The organism is Cellulophaga sp. RHA19 (assembly GCF_002813425.1).
In the GTDB taxonomy this organism is placed as follows: domain Bacteria; phylum Bacteroidota; class Bacteroidia; order Flavobacteriales; family Flavobacteriaceae; genus Cellulophaga.
In genome coordinates, this window is the sequence record NZ_PHUL01000001.1 from 2,031,560 (window position 1) to 2,045,665 (window position 14,106).

Genomic DNA, 14,106 nt, shown 5'->3' on the forward strand with positions numbered 1-14,106 from the left:
GAGTCTAAATTAATTACACTTGTATTTTATTTAAAAGTAGACAATTTTAGCTCTATTTAAAAACGTCTGTATATTTTATGGTAACCTTTCTTAGATTTTCAGACAGTGTTTTTAACCAAACCAATTGGTTAGATATTAAGTGGGACTCTTGTAGATTTAGCAAAGTGTCTTTATCTATTTCTGTTTTTCCGGCTTCAATATCTTTATCTCTAGCTAAGGCTAAGGCATCAAAATCTTTAATAAGTTTTTGTTGTGCTTTGTCTACTTGTAACTCTTCTTCAACTGCAGTAAAGTTTACTTTTTCTAATGTTAAAGCCGAATTTTTTAATGAAGTATTTATACTAGAAACAATAATATCAAACTCCTTAGAAGCAGGAGTAGTCTTGTGGTTTAAAATATAACTTCCTATAGACGCAATAGCAGATAACATTGTATGGTTAAGCGTAACAATGTCATAAATTAAAACAGATTCTTTTTGTTTAGATTTTGGATCTTGTGTTAACCTTTGGAAAGCAGCATTTAAATTACTCATAGCCAAAAAAGCTTCTTTTCTATAAACTTTATATTCTAAAGTGTTGGTTTCTTTATTTTGATATAACTTTTTTGTTGCCTCTAAATAATCTCTATTAGACAATATTACTTTTAAAATTACAGTATCTAAGTTTTTATACTCCCAACTAGGAAAAACAACATAATTTGCAAGTAAAGCAATGCCAGCCCCAATAACAGTATCTATTACGCGGTACTGAATTACAGAAAAAGCGTTGGGGTCTAATAATGCATATACAAAAACAATGTTTAAAGTAATAAAAGCTGCCCCAGCTTTGTAACTCTGCTGTATTAATGAAAAGGCAAAGGTTAGTGAAATAACTGCCAATACCATATAAACTACAGTATTCTGTGTAATAAGTATTATAATTGTTGCAATTACAGCTCCAATTATAGTTCCTATAATTCGGTTTTTAGAGCGCTCTTTGGTTAACCCATAATTGGGTCTCATAATTACAATTATGGTAAGCACTATCCAATAGGCATTTTTTAGATCTAAAATACTACCAATTAAAAAACCAAAAACAATAGCTAAAGACAAGCGCAGAGCGTGCCTTAACATTGGAGATTTAAAACTAAAATGCTGTAAAAGAATATTAAATTTGTACTCTTGCAGCGTTAAAAACTTTTTAGATTCTTGTGTTTTTGGTAAAACCTTATCAGCATTTTCTGAGTTGCTTAATACACGTCTAATAGCTTTAATTTCTGCTAAAAGTTGTTTTTGGTAATCGTATAAATTACGTAATGTAATAGCACCGTCTCTAGCTTTTGGCAATTTTACCTCTGCCACAAAAGCATTTATAGACTTGTTACACTCCTTAAAAGTTTTATTTAATATGGCTATCTCTGGTAACTTATCTTTTTTAAGTAGTAGTTCTGATAATGTAATAAGATGATTTCCCATTACTTTATTCATTTTTTTAAACGACTTAATATGATGTTTTTGAAGCTCAAAAAGAGAATCTATTTTAGAATAATCTAGATTATTAGCAAGAGCAAGTTCAAAAATGTCTACCAGCGAAATAAAAATTAGTAATCTTTTTTCGTTTGATAAAGACCTGCCAGAACGCTTACGATCTTTTAATAAAAGCTCTCTTAGCGTTTCGTGTTTTTCACTTATCTGTGTTTGTATAACAAGTGCTTTTGTAGAGAATTTATCTCTTTTTGCAGGCTTAGTTAAAAGTTTGGCTCTTATTTTTAAATACTTACCGGTAAGCGCAGAAGTGTCTGATAATAACTGATCTACATCTTTTTTAGGAGAAATCCACCCAGAAATTAAGGATACAAATAAATACCATAATCCACCAATGCCAAGTAAACCAACGTGTTGCCAAATTTCACTAGCTTCTGGTTTTTTAACAGCCAATCCTAAAACAATAGCAAGTAAACCAGAAAAAGAGACCAAAGAAGCTCTAAAACCGTAAGCAGAAATTAAAGCAATTATAAAACTTAATATTGCAATAGAAATAAGCAGTACTACAAAAATAGGTTTTGTAAAAAGTATAATAGTAGTAACTAACATTGTTAGTACTATGCCAATTAAAATGCCGTTTATTTTACGTTTTAAACTACCAGGAACATCACTTGGCGCATTTAAAAAAGCACCTAAAACAATTGATGGCGCGTATTCCATTTGTCCAATTGCGTAAAAAAATACTAAAGGAATAACAACAGATATAGTTAGTACAATGCCTCTATAAAAGCTAGACCCTTTTAAAAAGAGTTCAATGGTTTTTAAATAAGAGGTAATCTTTTTTTGCATTGCAGACAAAGATAGTCTAATTGTTTTTAGCTATTTTACCTATAATGTTAGCTAAATGTATACAAACTATTAGGTTTATAATATTACAATTATAGGTAGTGTATGTTTATAAAAAAACACCCTAAAAACAATATCTAGAGTGTTACTTTAAAGGCTATAAATTTTTAGCTAAATCTGTTAACTTATGTATTACTGTTGTAGGCTCTATTCCCCAAGGATCCATAATAGCATCTGGCGTACGTTGTACCCAAGCAGAATGCATACCAAACATTTTAGAGCCAATAACATCAAAATTATTGCTAGATATTAACCAGCTTTCCTCTTTTTTAGAGTTTGTAGTTTCTAAAAAGTAGTCATACACAATAGGGCTAGGCTTAAACATTTGTACATTTTCTACACTAATTACAGCTTCAAAATAATGAATAATATTAGCGGTGGTAAGTAATTTTGTAACAGCCTCTTTACTACCATTAGAAAAAGCAAATAAACGATGACCAGCATTTTTTAACTCCTCTAAACCATTTGCAACATCATCAAAAACAGGTAATGTTTTATACTCGTTTAATAGTGCTTTTTTTTGGTCACAACTTAAGTCTATTGCAAACTTTTTACAAGCGTAGTTAAGTGCGTTGTCTGTACATACAGAAAAATCAGTATACTTATTCATTAATCCACGCCTAAAAGAATACTCTAATTGCTTGTCTCGCCAGGTATCCATAAAAGATTTAGCTACATTTTTGTCAATTAGTTTTTCTAGTGAAGCAAGTACAGCAGATGTATTTATAAGAGTGCCGTAAACATCAAAAGCTAAAGTAAATTTCATAATTAGTTTTTTGCTAATTCAATTTTATTAACTGTAAACTCCATATCAGAAATATTTGCGGTTACCTCATTTATTCTAGAGTTGGTATAATATAAATATCCATTGTATATACTAAAGGTGTCTGCCCATTTTACAGCATCACCCTTAAGCAAAGTATGTGTGCTACCGTCTGGTTTACGATACATAATTTTATTGTGTTCTAAATCTGCGTAATATAAGTTTCCATTTTGGTCAAAAATCATTCCGTCAGGAGCAGATGTTTTAGCTTCAAAAGTTACTTCTTTTTCTAAAGCAACACTATCTTTTAAAATTAGTGAAGCAGTAGGTATGCTATATAAACTATAACCTGTAAGTGCATGGTAGTATAATTTATCATTTTTAGTATCTAAAGCAATCCCGTCAGAATTTACAGAATTTGTCCATTTTTTATCATCAAAAGTTAAAAAGCTAACTTCTGCCTCGGTAGAAGAGTGATTGTCTAAAACTCTAGTAAATTTCTCAGTATTTAAATCTAAAATTACGAGTCCAGAATTACCAGAATCTGTAAAGTAAATTTTGTTATTCTTTTTATCTAGTCGTAAATCATTAATATAAGAATTAGCGTGATAAGTGCCTTTATCCAAAATGTAAGTATGCTCTAATGTTTTGGAGTCTATATTAAATACAAAGATCCTAGGTGCATCTAGTACTTCTTGAAAAAGAGGACTTCTAGTATCTAAAACATAAATAAGGTTATCATAAACAACTACAGATTGCACACCAACAAATTTAGTAGCTTCTACTGTATCTCCAATTTCCCAAGAGTTCCACTCTTTGTTAGGAAAAGGCGAGTTAGAACCATTTGTTACTTCTACTACAGAATTATGAACTCCTTTCCTCCATCTGGGGAAATTTACAAAAACACGCCCATTATTGCTTACAGTTACACCAGTTACTTGCTGCCCTTTAAAAGTTGCTATTTGAGTAACTTTTGATATACTAGCCTCTGTTTTATTAACATTGGATTTTACTTTGTCTTTTGGTTTCTCTTTACACGCAATAAATAAAATACTAATTGCAATTATGTAGCTTAATTTTTTCATTGTTTAAGATTGTAATAATTCCGTTAATACTTGCTTGTACACACTTACAGGTTGTGCGCCGGTTAATGCACTTTTACGGTTAAAAACAACTGTTGGTACAGAGTTTACACCTAAACTTTTCCAATAATCTTCTTCAGATCTAACTTTGGTTCTTAGTTCTTCATTATCTAATAAAGCAAAAGCTTCTGTAGTATTTAAACCAACAGTTTCAAGTTCTTTTTTTAGAATATCTCTGTTAGATACATCTTTACGTTCACCAAAAAAAGCATTCATTAATCGCATTTTTAGCGCTGTTTGTTTGCCTTGTTTTTTAGCGTAGTCTAATAAAACGTGGGCGTCAAACGTATTTGCCATACGCATACCTTTAAAATAATCAAACTTAAAATTAAGTTCAGCGCCAAAATCTGTCATACGCTCCTGTGACTCTTGTTGCTGTTCTGGAGTAGAACCATATTTTTCTGTAATATGTTCTTCTACATCCTGACCTTCAGCAGGCATATTTGGGTTTAACTCAAACGGTTGCCATTCTAGCTCTATCTTATCTTCTATATTAAGTTCATTTATGGCTTGTTCTAAGCGTTTGTAACCAATGGCGCACCAAGGACAAACAACATCAGAAACAACATCAATCTTTATTTTTTTATTCATAATTTAAAATGTAACTAGTTCACTAATTTGTAATTTTCCTTGTACATTGCTGTAGTTTTTTACATCTGCTGCAAAGTTTTCAGAATGTGGACCAAAAGATGCTTTAAAAGAAGCAATATCATCAAACTTTAAATGTGCAATAGCTACATAAGGAGCAGGTTCTCCGGGAACTCTACTGGCTATTCCTAAGTCTAATTCTAATCCTTTTAATGCACTACCAAGAGCGTCTACTATCATTGGTAAATGTTTAGTTTTATAATACTCAGTATTAAACTTAACGTCTTTACCATTAGGGTACATTACAGATACTTTTATCATAACTTATTTGTAAAACTTTATATTATTATACACACAGAAATAGTACTCTTATAAAATTACAAATTGTAAATCTCTATACATACTTATTTGTGTTTTGTTTGAGTTAAAAAAAATAACCTTCCGCGGGGGCACGGAAGGTTAAATACCGCTATCTTCTTCATAGCAAATCTACATATTGCGGTAATTTTTTATTTTTTAGACCAAGCAAATTTTTTGAATGCATCATCTACCGGAGTATTAGCAATATGATTTGTGTAGTTGCTAATTACTTTTTGAGACAGACCTAAAATAATTTCTAATACTTGTTGCTCACCATATCCAGCAGCATAAAAAGCTTCTAAATCTTCTTTAGAAACATTACCACGGTTACGCGTTATAGCTAAAGTCATTGTACGTAATGCTTCTAATTTAGCATCAGCAAGAGGGGTTTCATCACGTAGAGCATCAATAATGGCATCATCAACCTTCATCATTTTTGCTATACCTGTATGTGCAGGAACACAGTAATGACAAGCGTGTTCTACGTTAATTGTTTGCCATACAACAGTAAGTTCATCATTATTAAAAGATGTCTCTGTAAATAATTGGTGTAACTCTTGGTAGGCTTTTAGTAGGCCGGGAGCAGCCGCTAAAACACCGTGTAAACCAGGAATCATTCCGTATGCTTTGTTAGATGCCTCTAGTAATGGTTTTGCTGCTTCTGGTGCAGATTCCATATTGTGTACTTTTAAAGTTGTCATAATTGTTAAATTTTATGTTATTAATTTTTATTTTAAATTTATATCTAAGCACTCGCTTAGTTATGAAGCAAAAAAAACGTTACAGGTTTGTAAATGTAACTTCTATTATATTTTCTAATTGTTTTTTTGTAAATACTTTAGATGAGATAGATAATCCTAAAAGAGTATTCATTAGATAATCTGCTTGCTCTTGTATTAAAGTTTTTTTCTTTTTGTCGTCCTGTTTTAAATTACTTACAAATAAATCTCTTATTTCATTTGCAAATTTTTTGAGCTCTGTCATTACTTCAGGTTCGGCGTCTTGTTTAATCTCATTAACAGTATTAGTTACTAAGCAACCTTTGCGCAAATTACCTTCTGATGAAAACTCAATAAAATCATAAAAATATTGCTTAAGACCAATAACACCGTTGTTAGATGTTTTTAGCTTCTCTTTAATGGTATTTATTTGAATTTTATAATATTTTACACTTTCTAAAAACACTCCTTGTTTATTTTTAAAACTAGAGTAAATAGAGAATTGGTTAATACCCATTTCTTTTTCTAACATACGAACAGAAGTAGCCTCATAGCCATTACGCCAGAAAAGACCCATTGCTTTTTTTATTACTTCTTCTTCGTTATATTGTTTTTTACGTGCCATTATTAAATAACTACAGCACAAAACTAAGCACTTGCTTTGTTATGAAAAAATATTTAAGATTATTTAACACAAAATCAAGATAAATGATTGTTTAAAGGCTTTAATTATCATTGTAAACAGGTTTTATTATTGGTATTTCTTTAATAAAACAGTTTGTAGTGTCTTGCTTTTTTAAAAATAGAGGTGTAAAGTTTTTTAATTTACTTGTAAGCTGTTTTTTAGTAATTGTTGTATTGTATGAGGTAAAGTAGAATAGGTGAGTTGTATCTTTTAAATTAATTCTGGGTCCCATAATAAGTTTTAGCCCAGATTCAATTTTTTTATTTTGTAGTTCTGTTTCTGAAAAAATAATTTTTCCTGACTGTAGGCTGTCTAGCTCGCTTATTTTTTGCTCTTTAGATTTAAAAGCAGAAATATAGTTTTTTCTTGTATTTATTAAATTGGCTAATTGTTCTTTTTCTTTTTGATTGTAATAAAAGCTAGAGTAGGTGATATAACTTGTTTCTTCCTTTGTATTGACTATGTTTTTAATAAAGAAATTAGTCTTACTAGTTGTTAAAATAACTTTACAGCCCAGGGAGTCTCTATTTTCTAAAAAATTATTTAACTCATTAGTTATTTCAGTGTTTTTACTAATTACAGTCTGAAAATCATAACTATCAAAAACATCATAGTTTAAATTGGGTTTAATTATAGCTTCTACATTACTAGTGTCATTGGTATAAATAAACAAACTACTATTTTTAGAGGTAACACTATCTGTATAGCGCCTAAGTGCCATAACTGCTTTGTTGTAGTTATCTATAGACTCATTTACTTCAGACTCGTCTCCTCCGTAATGAATGTTTTGAAATTCTTTATTTTGTTTGTAATTCTGAATAATTCCAGGTCCAAACCATTGGAATAAATAGAATAATATTACACCACCAATTATTGCAGTTTTTAATAAGAGGTATTTTATATTGTCTTTATTTTGGTTTTCCTGTTGCATATTACTTTTTTAATATACCCCAAAGATAACCCGCATCTAAAGCAATAAAACCACTGTTTACAGCTAAATTTAATATCCGTAAAACAGGTTAATAATATAAATGTAACGCTTTAATTTTTTTTAAAAAGTACCTACAATACCAATTTGACTACCAGAAAATTTTAAATTCCAAGTAACTAGTTTTGGTTTAATTGGGTAGTCATATAACTTTTCTTTAAACAAAAATTTATCAATACCATCTACAACAAAAATGCTAAAAGCAGCACCAAAGGCAACATCACTTAGCCAATGAGATCCATTGACCATTCTAGAAATTGCTGGCACACTACCAACAGTATAAATACCAATTTTTGCCCAAGTATTATCAAACTGTTTAGCAACAGAATGTGCTACCGTCATCCCTAAAACGGTATGTCCAGATGGAAAAGAAAAGTATTCTTCTGTACCCTCAAAAGGTTTAAAAGTATATGGGTCTTTACCAGAATATGGCCTTGCACGCCCAAAAGCAGAACGTGCCATAATTTGTAAATATCCAGCAGTAATAGAAGATGATATTATTAAAACACCTGTTTTACGTACTTGTTCGTTTTTAGTAAATAAGCCAACACCATAAACACCTGCATTTAACGCAAAATAGTATTGTGGCTTGGCAAAGTAAAAACCAAATTCTTTTACAGCGTGTGGTAAGTGTGGTTCTTGATTTATAAAAAAATCGCTTGTTTGTCTGTCGGCAGCAGAGATAATAGCAGTACCAACAAATAAACTACCAAACTTTGCAAAATCTTTACCTTTCCAGTGTAACGGTCTAGTAACAGAGTGTTTTATACCTCTCCAAGATGAGTTAGCATCATACTTAAATGTTTTCCAAATAGTAGTACTATCTGTAGGTTTGTTTAGCTGTTGTGCAAAGCTATTTATAGAACAAAAAAGTAATAGTAGTATAAAACCTAAACGCATAACTTGTGGTGTGTATTAGTTAATAATACTAATTTGTACTTACTAATTTAAGACAGTAATAAGCAATATTAGTATAGGATTTAGCTGGCGAAATTAGCACTATAAATCTACAGTAACAACGTAATTTAGCTAATTTATTATGTATTTAAAGTCTTTTATATTTTTTTAAGCCTCTAATTTAAATAGTAAAAGCTCTTCAGTATCATTGGGTAGGGTTGTGGTCCCCACTAGTTTTAAATCTAATTTTAACAGCAAATTTTGAGATCCTAAATTATCTTTAGTTGTTATAGCACTAATTGTTTTAAGATTAAATATATTAAATGCTGCTTCTTTTAATTTTTTACTAGATTCATATGCATATCCTTTTTTTTCGTATTTAGGTAAAAAGGCAAAACCTATATCTATGCCATCCAAACCGTCTCTGTTGTATAAACCACAAGAACCAATTTTAATATTATCTTCTTTTCTAATAACAGTATAGTTAGAGAACCCCAATTGGTATAGCTGAGGTAGCATTTTCTCTTTTATATACGTTTTAGCATCAGTAATATTGCTAATATTACGGTCACCAATATAGTGTAACCATTTAGGTGAATTTAAAAGTTGAAAAATAAATTCGGCATCTTCTTCTGTAGTAGGCTTAATGTATAGTCTATCTGTTTCAAATGCCCTGTAGTTTTTCATTTTAAAACAATAAATTATAATTGATTAGTTTTCTCAAAATATTTATTCAATACAAGAAGAGATATTAGATCTTCTCTTTTTTTATTTTTAAATTTTTGCACGTATGCATTTGCATTTTTTACAATTTCTTGTGCCTTATCTGGGTTATCTATATAAAATTGCAGTTTTTCTTCTAAATCAGAATAATCTTCTTTTATGGCAACATAATGGTAGTCTGGCACAAGCGAACCTTCCATAAACCAAGTTTCAAACTTAGCTTTAGGCATAACAGCTAAGGAACCAGATGACATAACCCATTTAAGGTTACTAGCTACATCATTGCCTTCTAAACATAATATAAACTTATAGTGTAAATGTTCTGAAATTGTTAAACGTTCCACTTTCCATTTAGGAATACATCTTCTGGTATTCACCATGCCAATATCACACATAGGGTGATCAAAATACATTTCCAAAAACTTAAGTCTATTTGTATGCTTTTCAAATATTTGACCACGACTAACTAGAATATTTTTCTTTTTAGCAAAGGGTATGTTATCATTTTTAACAAACATAAAGTGTCTAACCTTATTCCATTTAAGTAAAATAGAATTCTGGTTATTGTCACTAACTGGTCTACTTTTAACAAAGGCAGGTTGTTTTGGTATGTGAGTTATATCTCCAAAAAGAAACTTACCTGTAAAAGTTTGCTTAAAATATCTGGTATATTCAAATGCATCAAAATAATATTCTTTATATCCTTTTTTTAAAACTAATTCTGATAGCTTTTTAATGTTTAAAGGTAAATCTTTATTAGTCTCAAGCTTATTATAATAATTTACTCTAGCATTAATTTCTTCAATTTCATCACTACTTAAATCGTTAATACAATTTAATTTTTTTTGTAGCTTTTTTTGATAAAAACTTAAAGGTATAAGCTGTCTTAAATAGTTTTTTCCATAGTATTTTATTTTACTATTTTTATGTTTATAAGACAACCTTTTTAATTCCATTAGTTTAAATTTAGTTAAAGACAACTTAAATGTACTAGTAATAATACCAGATAATTTTACAAATATAAAAGACTAGTTTTATATAGGGTTAAAAATTAATACAAACCATACATAAACTTTTATTACAGTAATTTTGATTTAATGTTTTATAGTTAAACCAGTGCTCCGTTAGCGCCAATCACTTGTCCAGATATCCATTTAGAGTCATCACTCGCTAAAAATAACACAACTCTAGCTATATCTATGGGTTTGGCTAGTCTGTTAAAAGCATTCATACTGCTTAATTTATCTATTTGTTCTTTAGATTTACCTGTTAAAAATAACTCGGTTTCTGTTGCTCCTGGGGCAATTGCATTAACAGAAATACCTCTGCCAATTTCTTTAGCAAATACTCGTGTCATTTGTTCCACAGCTGCTTTTGTAGCAGAATAGAGAGCATAAGTTGGTAGCATTAATTTTGTAGTACTAGAAGAAAAATTTATTATAATACCATTATCTGCTAGTTTACTATCAGCTTCTTGCAGGGTATTAAAAATCCCTTTTACATTTACATTAAATTGAGTATTGAAATCTTCTTGAGAATTATCTTTCAGTTTTTTAGAAATCATAGTACCAGCATTATTAATTAATACATCTATTTTTCCAAAGGCTTCTAAAGATTTATCAAACAACTCTGTAACTGCTTTTTTATCGCTTACATCTGCCTTAATTACAATTGCTTCCCCGCCATTATCTTTAATAGTAGTTGCTGTGTTGTTAGCTTCTTTTTCGCTATTAGAATGGTTTATAATTACTTTAGCTCCATTTTTTGCTAATAAAATAGCAACTTCTTTACCAATTCCTTTAGAAGATCCGGTTACAATAATTACTTTGTTATTTAGTTTTTTCATAATAATTTATTTTAAGGCTATAAGTTTATCTGCTACTAGTTTTAAATTATTCTCGTTTATTTCTGGTTTATCTGCAAGCGGATACAATTGCGCTCCAGGTCTGTTTATAAATGCGCCTCTCCAATTTGCCCATAAAGCACCAGCAATGTCCCATCCGTGCGCAGCAATTAACATACATTCTTCTGGTTTAACTTTCATTTTGCGTGCAGCCCAATCGTATGCATCTGTATGTGGTTTAAATTTTCCGATATCCTCAATACTTAATCTGTCATCAAAATACGAAGTTAAACCAGCGTTTTTAAATTGTGTTTTTACACCTATGTTTGATGAATTTGTAAAAGAAACAATTTTATAACCAGCCTTACGTAGCCTTTCTAAAGACTCTTTTACCTCTGGGTGTGCAGGTAAAGATCTAATTGGAATTAAAATAGCATTTTTTGCTTCTTCTGATGTTAGTTTAATATTGTTATTTGCAGCTACCATTTCTAAAGTAGCTGCTCCTATAATACCAAAATCATTATATTGCCTGCCAACGGTACTAACTAATGAGTATTGTAGCATTGTTGTAAACCATAGTTTAAGTAAATCCTTTTTACCTCCTAAGGCTTCACCAACACTATTTTTCATAGCGGTTAAGTCTAATAATGTTTCGTTTACATCAAAAAATAAAACTTTAGGTTTTACGTCACTATAAGTAATTATTTTATTTGCTGAAGAAGCAAAATTCAAATTAGGAATAGTTGCCGCACCTATACCAGCTGCTGTAGCTTTTTTAATAAAATTTCTTCTGTTTTTTGTCATAATTGGGGTTTTAAATAAAAACATTCTATACGGTATGTTTTTTGGGTAAAAAAATTAATTTTTTATTTGGTTTAAGTACAATTTAAGGCCCTTAATATATTCGTTTAAAATAGCGTCATCATTATATAATTTTCTAATGCCTCTAATACCTTCAAAAGCACTAATTAAATAAATAGCTACGGCAGTAGAGTCTATATTTGTATTTATAGATTTTTCATTTTTACCTCTTTCAATTACATTTACTAAGGCTGTTTTCCATTCTTCAATTATACCTTTTAATGCCTGTTGGTATGCAATTTCTGTGTTTCCTATTTCATTAATAAGATTGTTCATTGGGCAACCATTTTGCTTGTCAATAAAGGGAAAAGACTTTAAACGATTAATAAAAACTGTCTCTAAAATTTTAAAGGCATTACCAGAGTTTAGCAATGGAGCTATCATACCATCTACAACTCTTTTTTTTACTTTAAGGCTAATAACAGCAGTACCTAATTCTTTTTTGTTTTTATAATGATGATAAAAAGCACCTTTACTCAAGGTAGTCTCTTTCATTATTTTGTCTATACTAGTTGTTTTAAAACCATCTTTATAAAACAAATTAAAAGCCTTGTCTATTATAAGTTGTTTAGTAATTTCTGATTTTAATTCTTGTTGCATACTACAAATGTAATAAAAAATACTAACCCGAATGTTTTTAGTTTTGTAGATAGATGAAGAAAAAGGCTATAGTTTTAATTAGGTATACAAATCAACTTTACTAATAATAGCATTTTTTACAGTTACGCTTATTGTAGGGTAATTTACGTTATGTGTTGACTTTAAAGTTAATTCAAAATGTATAGACTCTAAAGTTAATTCAAAATCTAAGGCTTTGGCGTTATTAGCGTAAATGGCAGAGAGATAAAACTCATTTTCCCAATTTTTTAATTCTTCTTTTTTTGAAAAACCTTGAGTGTTTATTTCTTCTTCAATTTTTAAAAAATAGTCGTTTTTCCAATTTTGCACTAATTCAGATATAAAACTCAACTGGTTATTATATGGGCTATTGGTATTACCATTAATAAAAAGAGATGTTGCAAACTCATCTCCGTTATTATTAACTAAACAAGTGTCTCCAATCCAATAATAGGTTTTAAGAGAATTATTACTCTTTATTCTTTGGCTAGTAAAATTACCTAAATAAGGGTGGTTAAAAACTTTTTTACGGCCAAAAATAAGATCAATTAATCCCATTTAATTATCAATTTTCTTTTGATTATATTTTCTTTTCCTTTTAATTAATTTGTACCTAAAATCATCGTAAAACAAACTAATTAATAAAATAGCTGCAGCAATAATAAGCGTATTTAATTTAAAATTTAATTTAGAGAAAAAGAAACCACCAATAAGTCCGCCTCCAAAAAAGAATAAAATAATATAAACTCTTAGTTTTATAGTAGATTTTAGGTTTTGCTTATGTGGTGCAGATTTTATAAAAAACAACTGAGAAATTTCTATTCCTAAGTCTGTAAAAAGACCTGTTAAATGTGTAGTTCTAACTATGGCATTAGATATTTTAGTAACATAGGAGTTTTGTAAACCCATTGCAAAAAGTAATAAGCAGGCAATAGTATTGGGGTATTTTATCTCTATAAAATTGCTAAAAAGGGCAATAGAAATTAAAATTAAAGACTCTATAACTGTAGGAATTACAAAAACATTTAGTTTTTTATTTACTCTGTATTTTTCAATAAGAAAGCTAGAGGTAAATGAGCCAAACAGAAACGAGAAAATATATAAAAAGTAAATAGTTCCTTTCCAAAAATTAAAATTAGTAAGGTCATTTATAAATAGCGCAAAGTGCCCAGTAACATTTGTTGTTAATTGTTTAAATTGTAAAAAACCAGAAACATTTACCATACCAGCAACTAATGACAGTACTGTTGCAATTTGTAAGTTATGTTTATAGGTTCTGTTTTTGTTCTGGTGTCTAAACATTAAATTTTACTTAGTGAACTACAGTGATAAATAGTGTTATTAAACAAACTATTTTATGCCACTAATTTACTAAATACATACAGTATAATACTACTATAAACATTAAAAAGCAAAGAACCTTAATAACTAGTTTTTTGCTTTTAAAAGTACATTATATAATTTTATTTAGCATACGCTCCAGAGGAGTAAGTTAACTCATAACTGTGAGTGTAAATTTCAAAAACAATTTCAAAGGGATAAACTGGTTTT

16 protein-coding genes and 1 pseudogene are annotated in these 14,106 nt (G+C 29.5%); all 17 read right to left on the minus strand.

Annotated features, from left to right (window positions below; genetic code table 11):
• Positions 1–52: 52 nt before the first annotated feature.
• Positions 53–2,311: an FUSC family protein gene (locus tag AX016_RS08915; protein ID WP_100895272.1), complete on the minus strand. Its 2,259-nt coding sequence runs from the start codon at positions 2,309–2,311 to the stop codon at positions 53–55.
• A gap of 154 nt (positions 2,312–2,465) precedes the next feature.
• On the minus strand, positions 2,466–3,134 hold the full coding sequence (locus tag AX016_RS08920) for a haloacid dehalogenase type II (protein WP_100895273.1): 669 nt from the start codon (positions 3,132–3,134) through the stop codon (positions 2,466–2,468).
• Positions 3,135–3,136: 2 nt separating this feature from the next.
• A complete protein-coding gene (locus AX016_RS08925; protein ID WP_100895274.1) occupies positions 3,137–4,216 on the minus strand; it encodes an L-dopachrome tautomerase-related protein in 1,080 nt (359 codons plus the stop codon).
• Positions 4,217–4,219: 3 nt separating this feature from the next.
• Entirely contained in the window at positions 4,220–4,864 is a 645-nt protein-coding gene (locus tag AX016_RS08930) for a DsbA family oxidoreductase (protein WP_100895275.1), read from the minus strand.
• A gap of 3 nt (positions 4,865–4,867) precedes the next feature.
• The gene (locus tag AX016_RS08935; protein WP_100895276.1) at positions 4,868–5,182 is read right to left on the minus strand and encodes an EthD family reductase; all 315 of its coding nucleotides are present in this window, start codon (positions 5,180–5,182) and stop codon (positions 4,868–4,870) included.
• A gap of 188 nt (positions 5,183–5,370) precedes the next feature.
• Positions 5,371–5,922, minus strand: coding sequence for a carboxymuconolactone decarboxylase family protein (locus AX016_RS08940; RefSeq protein WP_100895277.1), 552 nt, complete (start codon positions 5,920–5,922; stop codon positions 5,371–5,373).
• A 79-nt stretch (positions 5,923–6,001) separates the two neighbouring features.
• Entirely contained in the window at positions 6,002–6,565 is a 564-nt protein-coding gene (locus tag AX016_RS08945; protein ID WP_100895278.1) for a TetR/AcrR family transcriptional regulator, read from the minus strand.
• Positions 6,566–6,665: 100 nt separating this feature from the next.
• On the minus strand, positions 6,666–7,556 hold the full coding sequence (locus AX016_RS08950; RefSeq protein ID WP_100895279.1) for a hypothetical protein: 891 nt from the start codon (positions 7,554–7,556) through the stop codon (positions 6,666–6,668).
• Positions 7,557–7,676: 120 nt separating this feature from the next.
• On the minus strand, positions 7,677–8,513 hold the full coding sequence (locus AX016_RS08955) for a phosphatase PAP2 family protein (RefSeq protein WP_100895280.1): 837 nt from the start codon (positions 8,511–8,513) through the stop codon (positions 7,677–7,679).
• 165 nt (positions 8,514–8,678) lie between these two features.
• Entirely contained in the window at positions 8,679–9,197 is a 519-nt protein-coding gene (locus AX016_RS08960; RefSeq protein ID WP_100895281.1) for a GNAT family N-acetyltransferase, read from the minus strand.
• A 14-nt stretch (positions 9,198–9,211) separates the two neighbouring features.
• Positions 9,212–10,189 carry a glycosyl transferase family 90 gene (locus tag AX016_RS08965; protein ID WP_100896835.1) on the minus strand — a complete coding sequence of 326 codons (978 nt, stop codon included), beginning with the start codon at positions 10,187–10,189 and terminating at the stop codon, positions 9,212–9,214.
• Between the two features lie 152 nt (positions 10,190–10,341).
• The gene (locus AX016_RS08970) at positions 10,342–11,079 is read right to left on the minus strand and encodes an SDR family oxidoreductase (RefSeq protein WP_100895282.1); all 738 of its coding nucleotides are present in this window, start codon (positions 11,077–11,079) and stop codon (positions 10,342–10,344) included.
• Positions 11,080–11,085: 6 nt separating this feature from the next.
• Positions 11,086–11,880, minus strand: a complete 795-nt coding sequence (locus AX016_RS08975; protein ID WP_100896836.1) for a haloacid dehalogenase type II — start codon at positions 11,878–11,880, stop codon at positions 11,086–11,088.
• A gap of 54 nt (positions 11,881–11,934) precedes the next feature.
• Complete coding sequence (locus AX016_RS08980; RefSeq protein ID WP_100895283.1) at positions 11,935–12,537, minus strand: TetR/AcrR family transcriptional regulator; 603 nt, start codon at positions 12,535–12,537, stop codon at positions 11,935–11,937.
• A 78-nt stretch (positions 12,538–12,615) separates the two neighbouring features.
• The gene (locus tag AX016_RS08985) at positions 12,616–13,113 is read right to left on the minus strand and encodes a hypothetical protein (protein ID WP_100895284.1); all 498 of its coding nucleotides are present in this window, start codon (positions 13,111–13,113) and stop codon (positions 12,616–12,618) included.
• A complete protein-coding gene (locus AX016_RS08990) occupies positions 13,114–13,857 on the minus strand; it encodes a YoaK family protein (protein ID WP_100895285.1) in 744 nt (247 codons plus the stop codon).
• A gap of 161 nt (positions 13,858–14,018) precedes the next feature.
• A pseudogene (locus tag AX016_RS17350) lies at positions 14,019–14,093 on the minus strand (glyoxalase); the annotation flags it as partial.
• Between the last annotated feature and the right edge of the window lie 13 nt (positions 14,094–14,106).

Excerpts from the sequence above, each read along its gene's own strand:
- AX016_RS08935 (WP_100895276.1), bottom strand. The coding sequence starts at position 5,182 with ATGATAAAAGTATCTGTAATGTACCCTAATGGTAAAGACGTTAAGTTT.
- AX016_RS08975 (WP_100896836.1), bottom strand. The coding sequence starts at position 11,880 with ATGACAAAAAACAGAAGAAATTTTATTAAAAAAGCTACAGCAGCTGGT.
- AX016_RS08970 (WP_100895282.1), bottom strand. The coding sequence starts at position 11,079 with ATGAAAAAACTAAATAACAAAGTAATTATTGTAACCGGATCTTCTAAA.
- AX016_RS08945 (WP_100895278.1), bottom strand. The coding sequence starts at position 6,565 with ATGGCACGTAAAAAACAATATAACGAAGAAGAAGTAATAAAAAAAGCA.
- AX016_RS08985 (WP_100895284.1), bottom strand. The coding sequence starts at position 13,113 with ATGGGATTAATTGATCTTATTTTTGGCCGTAAAAAAGTTTTTAACCAC.
- AX016_RS08915 (WP_100895272.1), bottom strand. The coding sequence starts at position 2,311 with ATGCAAAAAAAGATTACCTCTTATTTAAAAACCATTGAACTCTTTTTA.
- AX016_RS08925 (WP_100895274.1), bottom strand. The coding sequence starts at position 4,216 with ATGAAAAAATTAAGCTACATAATTGCAATTAGTATTTTATTTATTGCG.
- AX016_RS08950 (WP_100895279.1), bottom strand. The coding sequence starts at position 7,556 with ATGCAACAGGAAAACCAAAATAAAGACAATATAAAATACCTCTTATTA.
- AX016_RS08960 (WP_100895281.1), bottom strand. The coding sequence starts at position 9,197 with ATGAAAAACTACAGGGCATTTGAAACAGATAGACTATACATTAAGCCT.
- AX016_RS08930 (WP_100895275.1), bottom strand. The coding sequence starts at position 4,864 with ATGAATAAAAAAATAAAGATTGATGTTGTTTCTGATGTTGTTTGTCCT.
- AX016_RS08965 (WP_100896835.1), bottom strand. The coding sequence starts at position 10,189 with ATGGAATTAAAAAGGTTGTCTTATAAACATAAAAATAGTAAAATAAAA.
- AX016_RS08920 (WP_100895273.1), bottom strand. The coding sequence starts at position 3,134 with ATGAAATTTACTTTAGCTTTTGATGTTTACGGCACTCTTATAAATACA.
- AX016_RS08990 (WP_100895285.1), bottom strand. The coding sequence starts at position 13,857 with ATGTTTAGACACCAGAACAAAAACAGAACCTATAAACATAACTTACAA.
- AX016_RS08980 (WP_100895283.1), bottom strand. The coding sequence starts at position 12,537 with ATGCAACAAGAATTAAAATCAGAAATTACTAAACAACTTATAATAGAC.
- AX016_RS08955 (WP_100895280.1), bottom strand. The coding sequence starts at position 8,513 with ATGCGTTTAGGTTTTATACTACTATTACTTTTTTGTTCTATAAATAGC.
- AX016_RS08940 (WP_100895277.1), bottom strand. The coding sequence starts at position 5,922 with ATGACAACTTTAAAAGTACACAATATGGAATCTGCACCAGAAGCAGCA.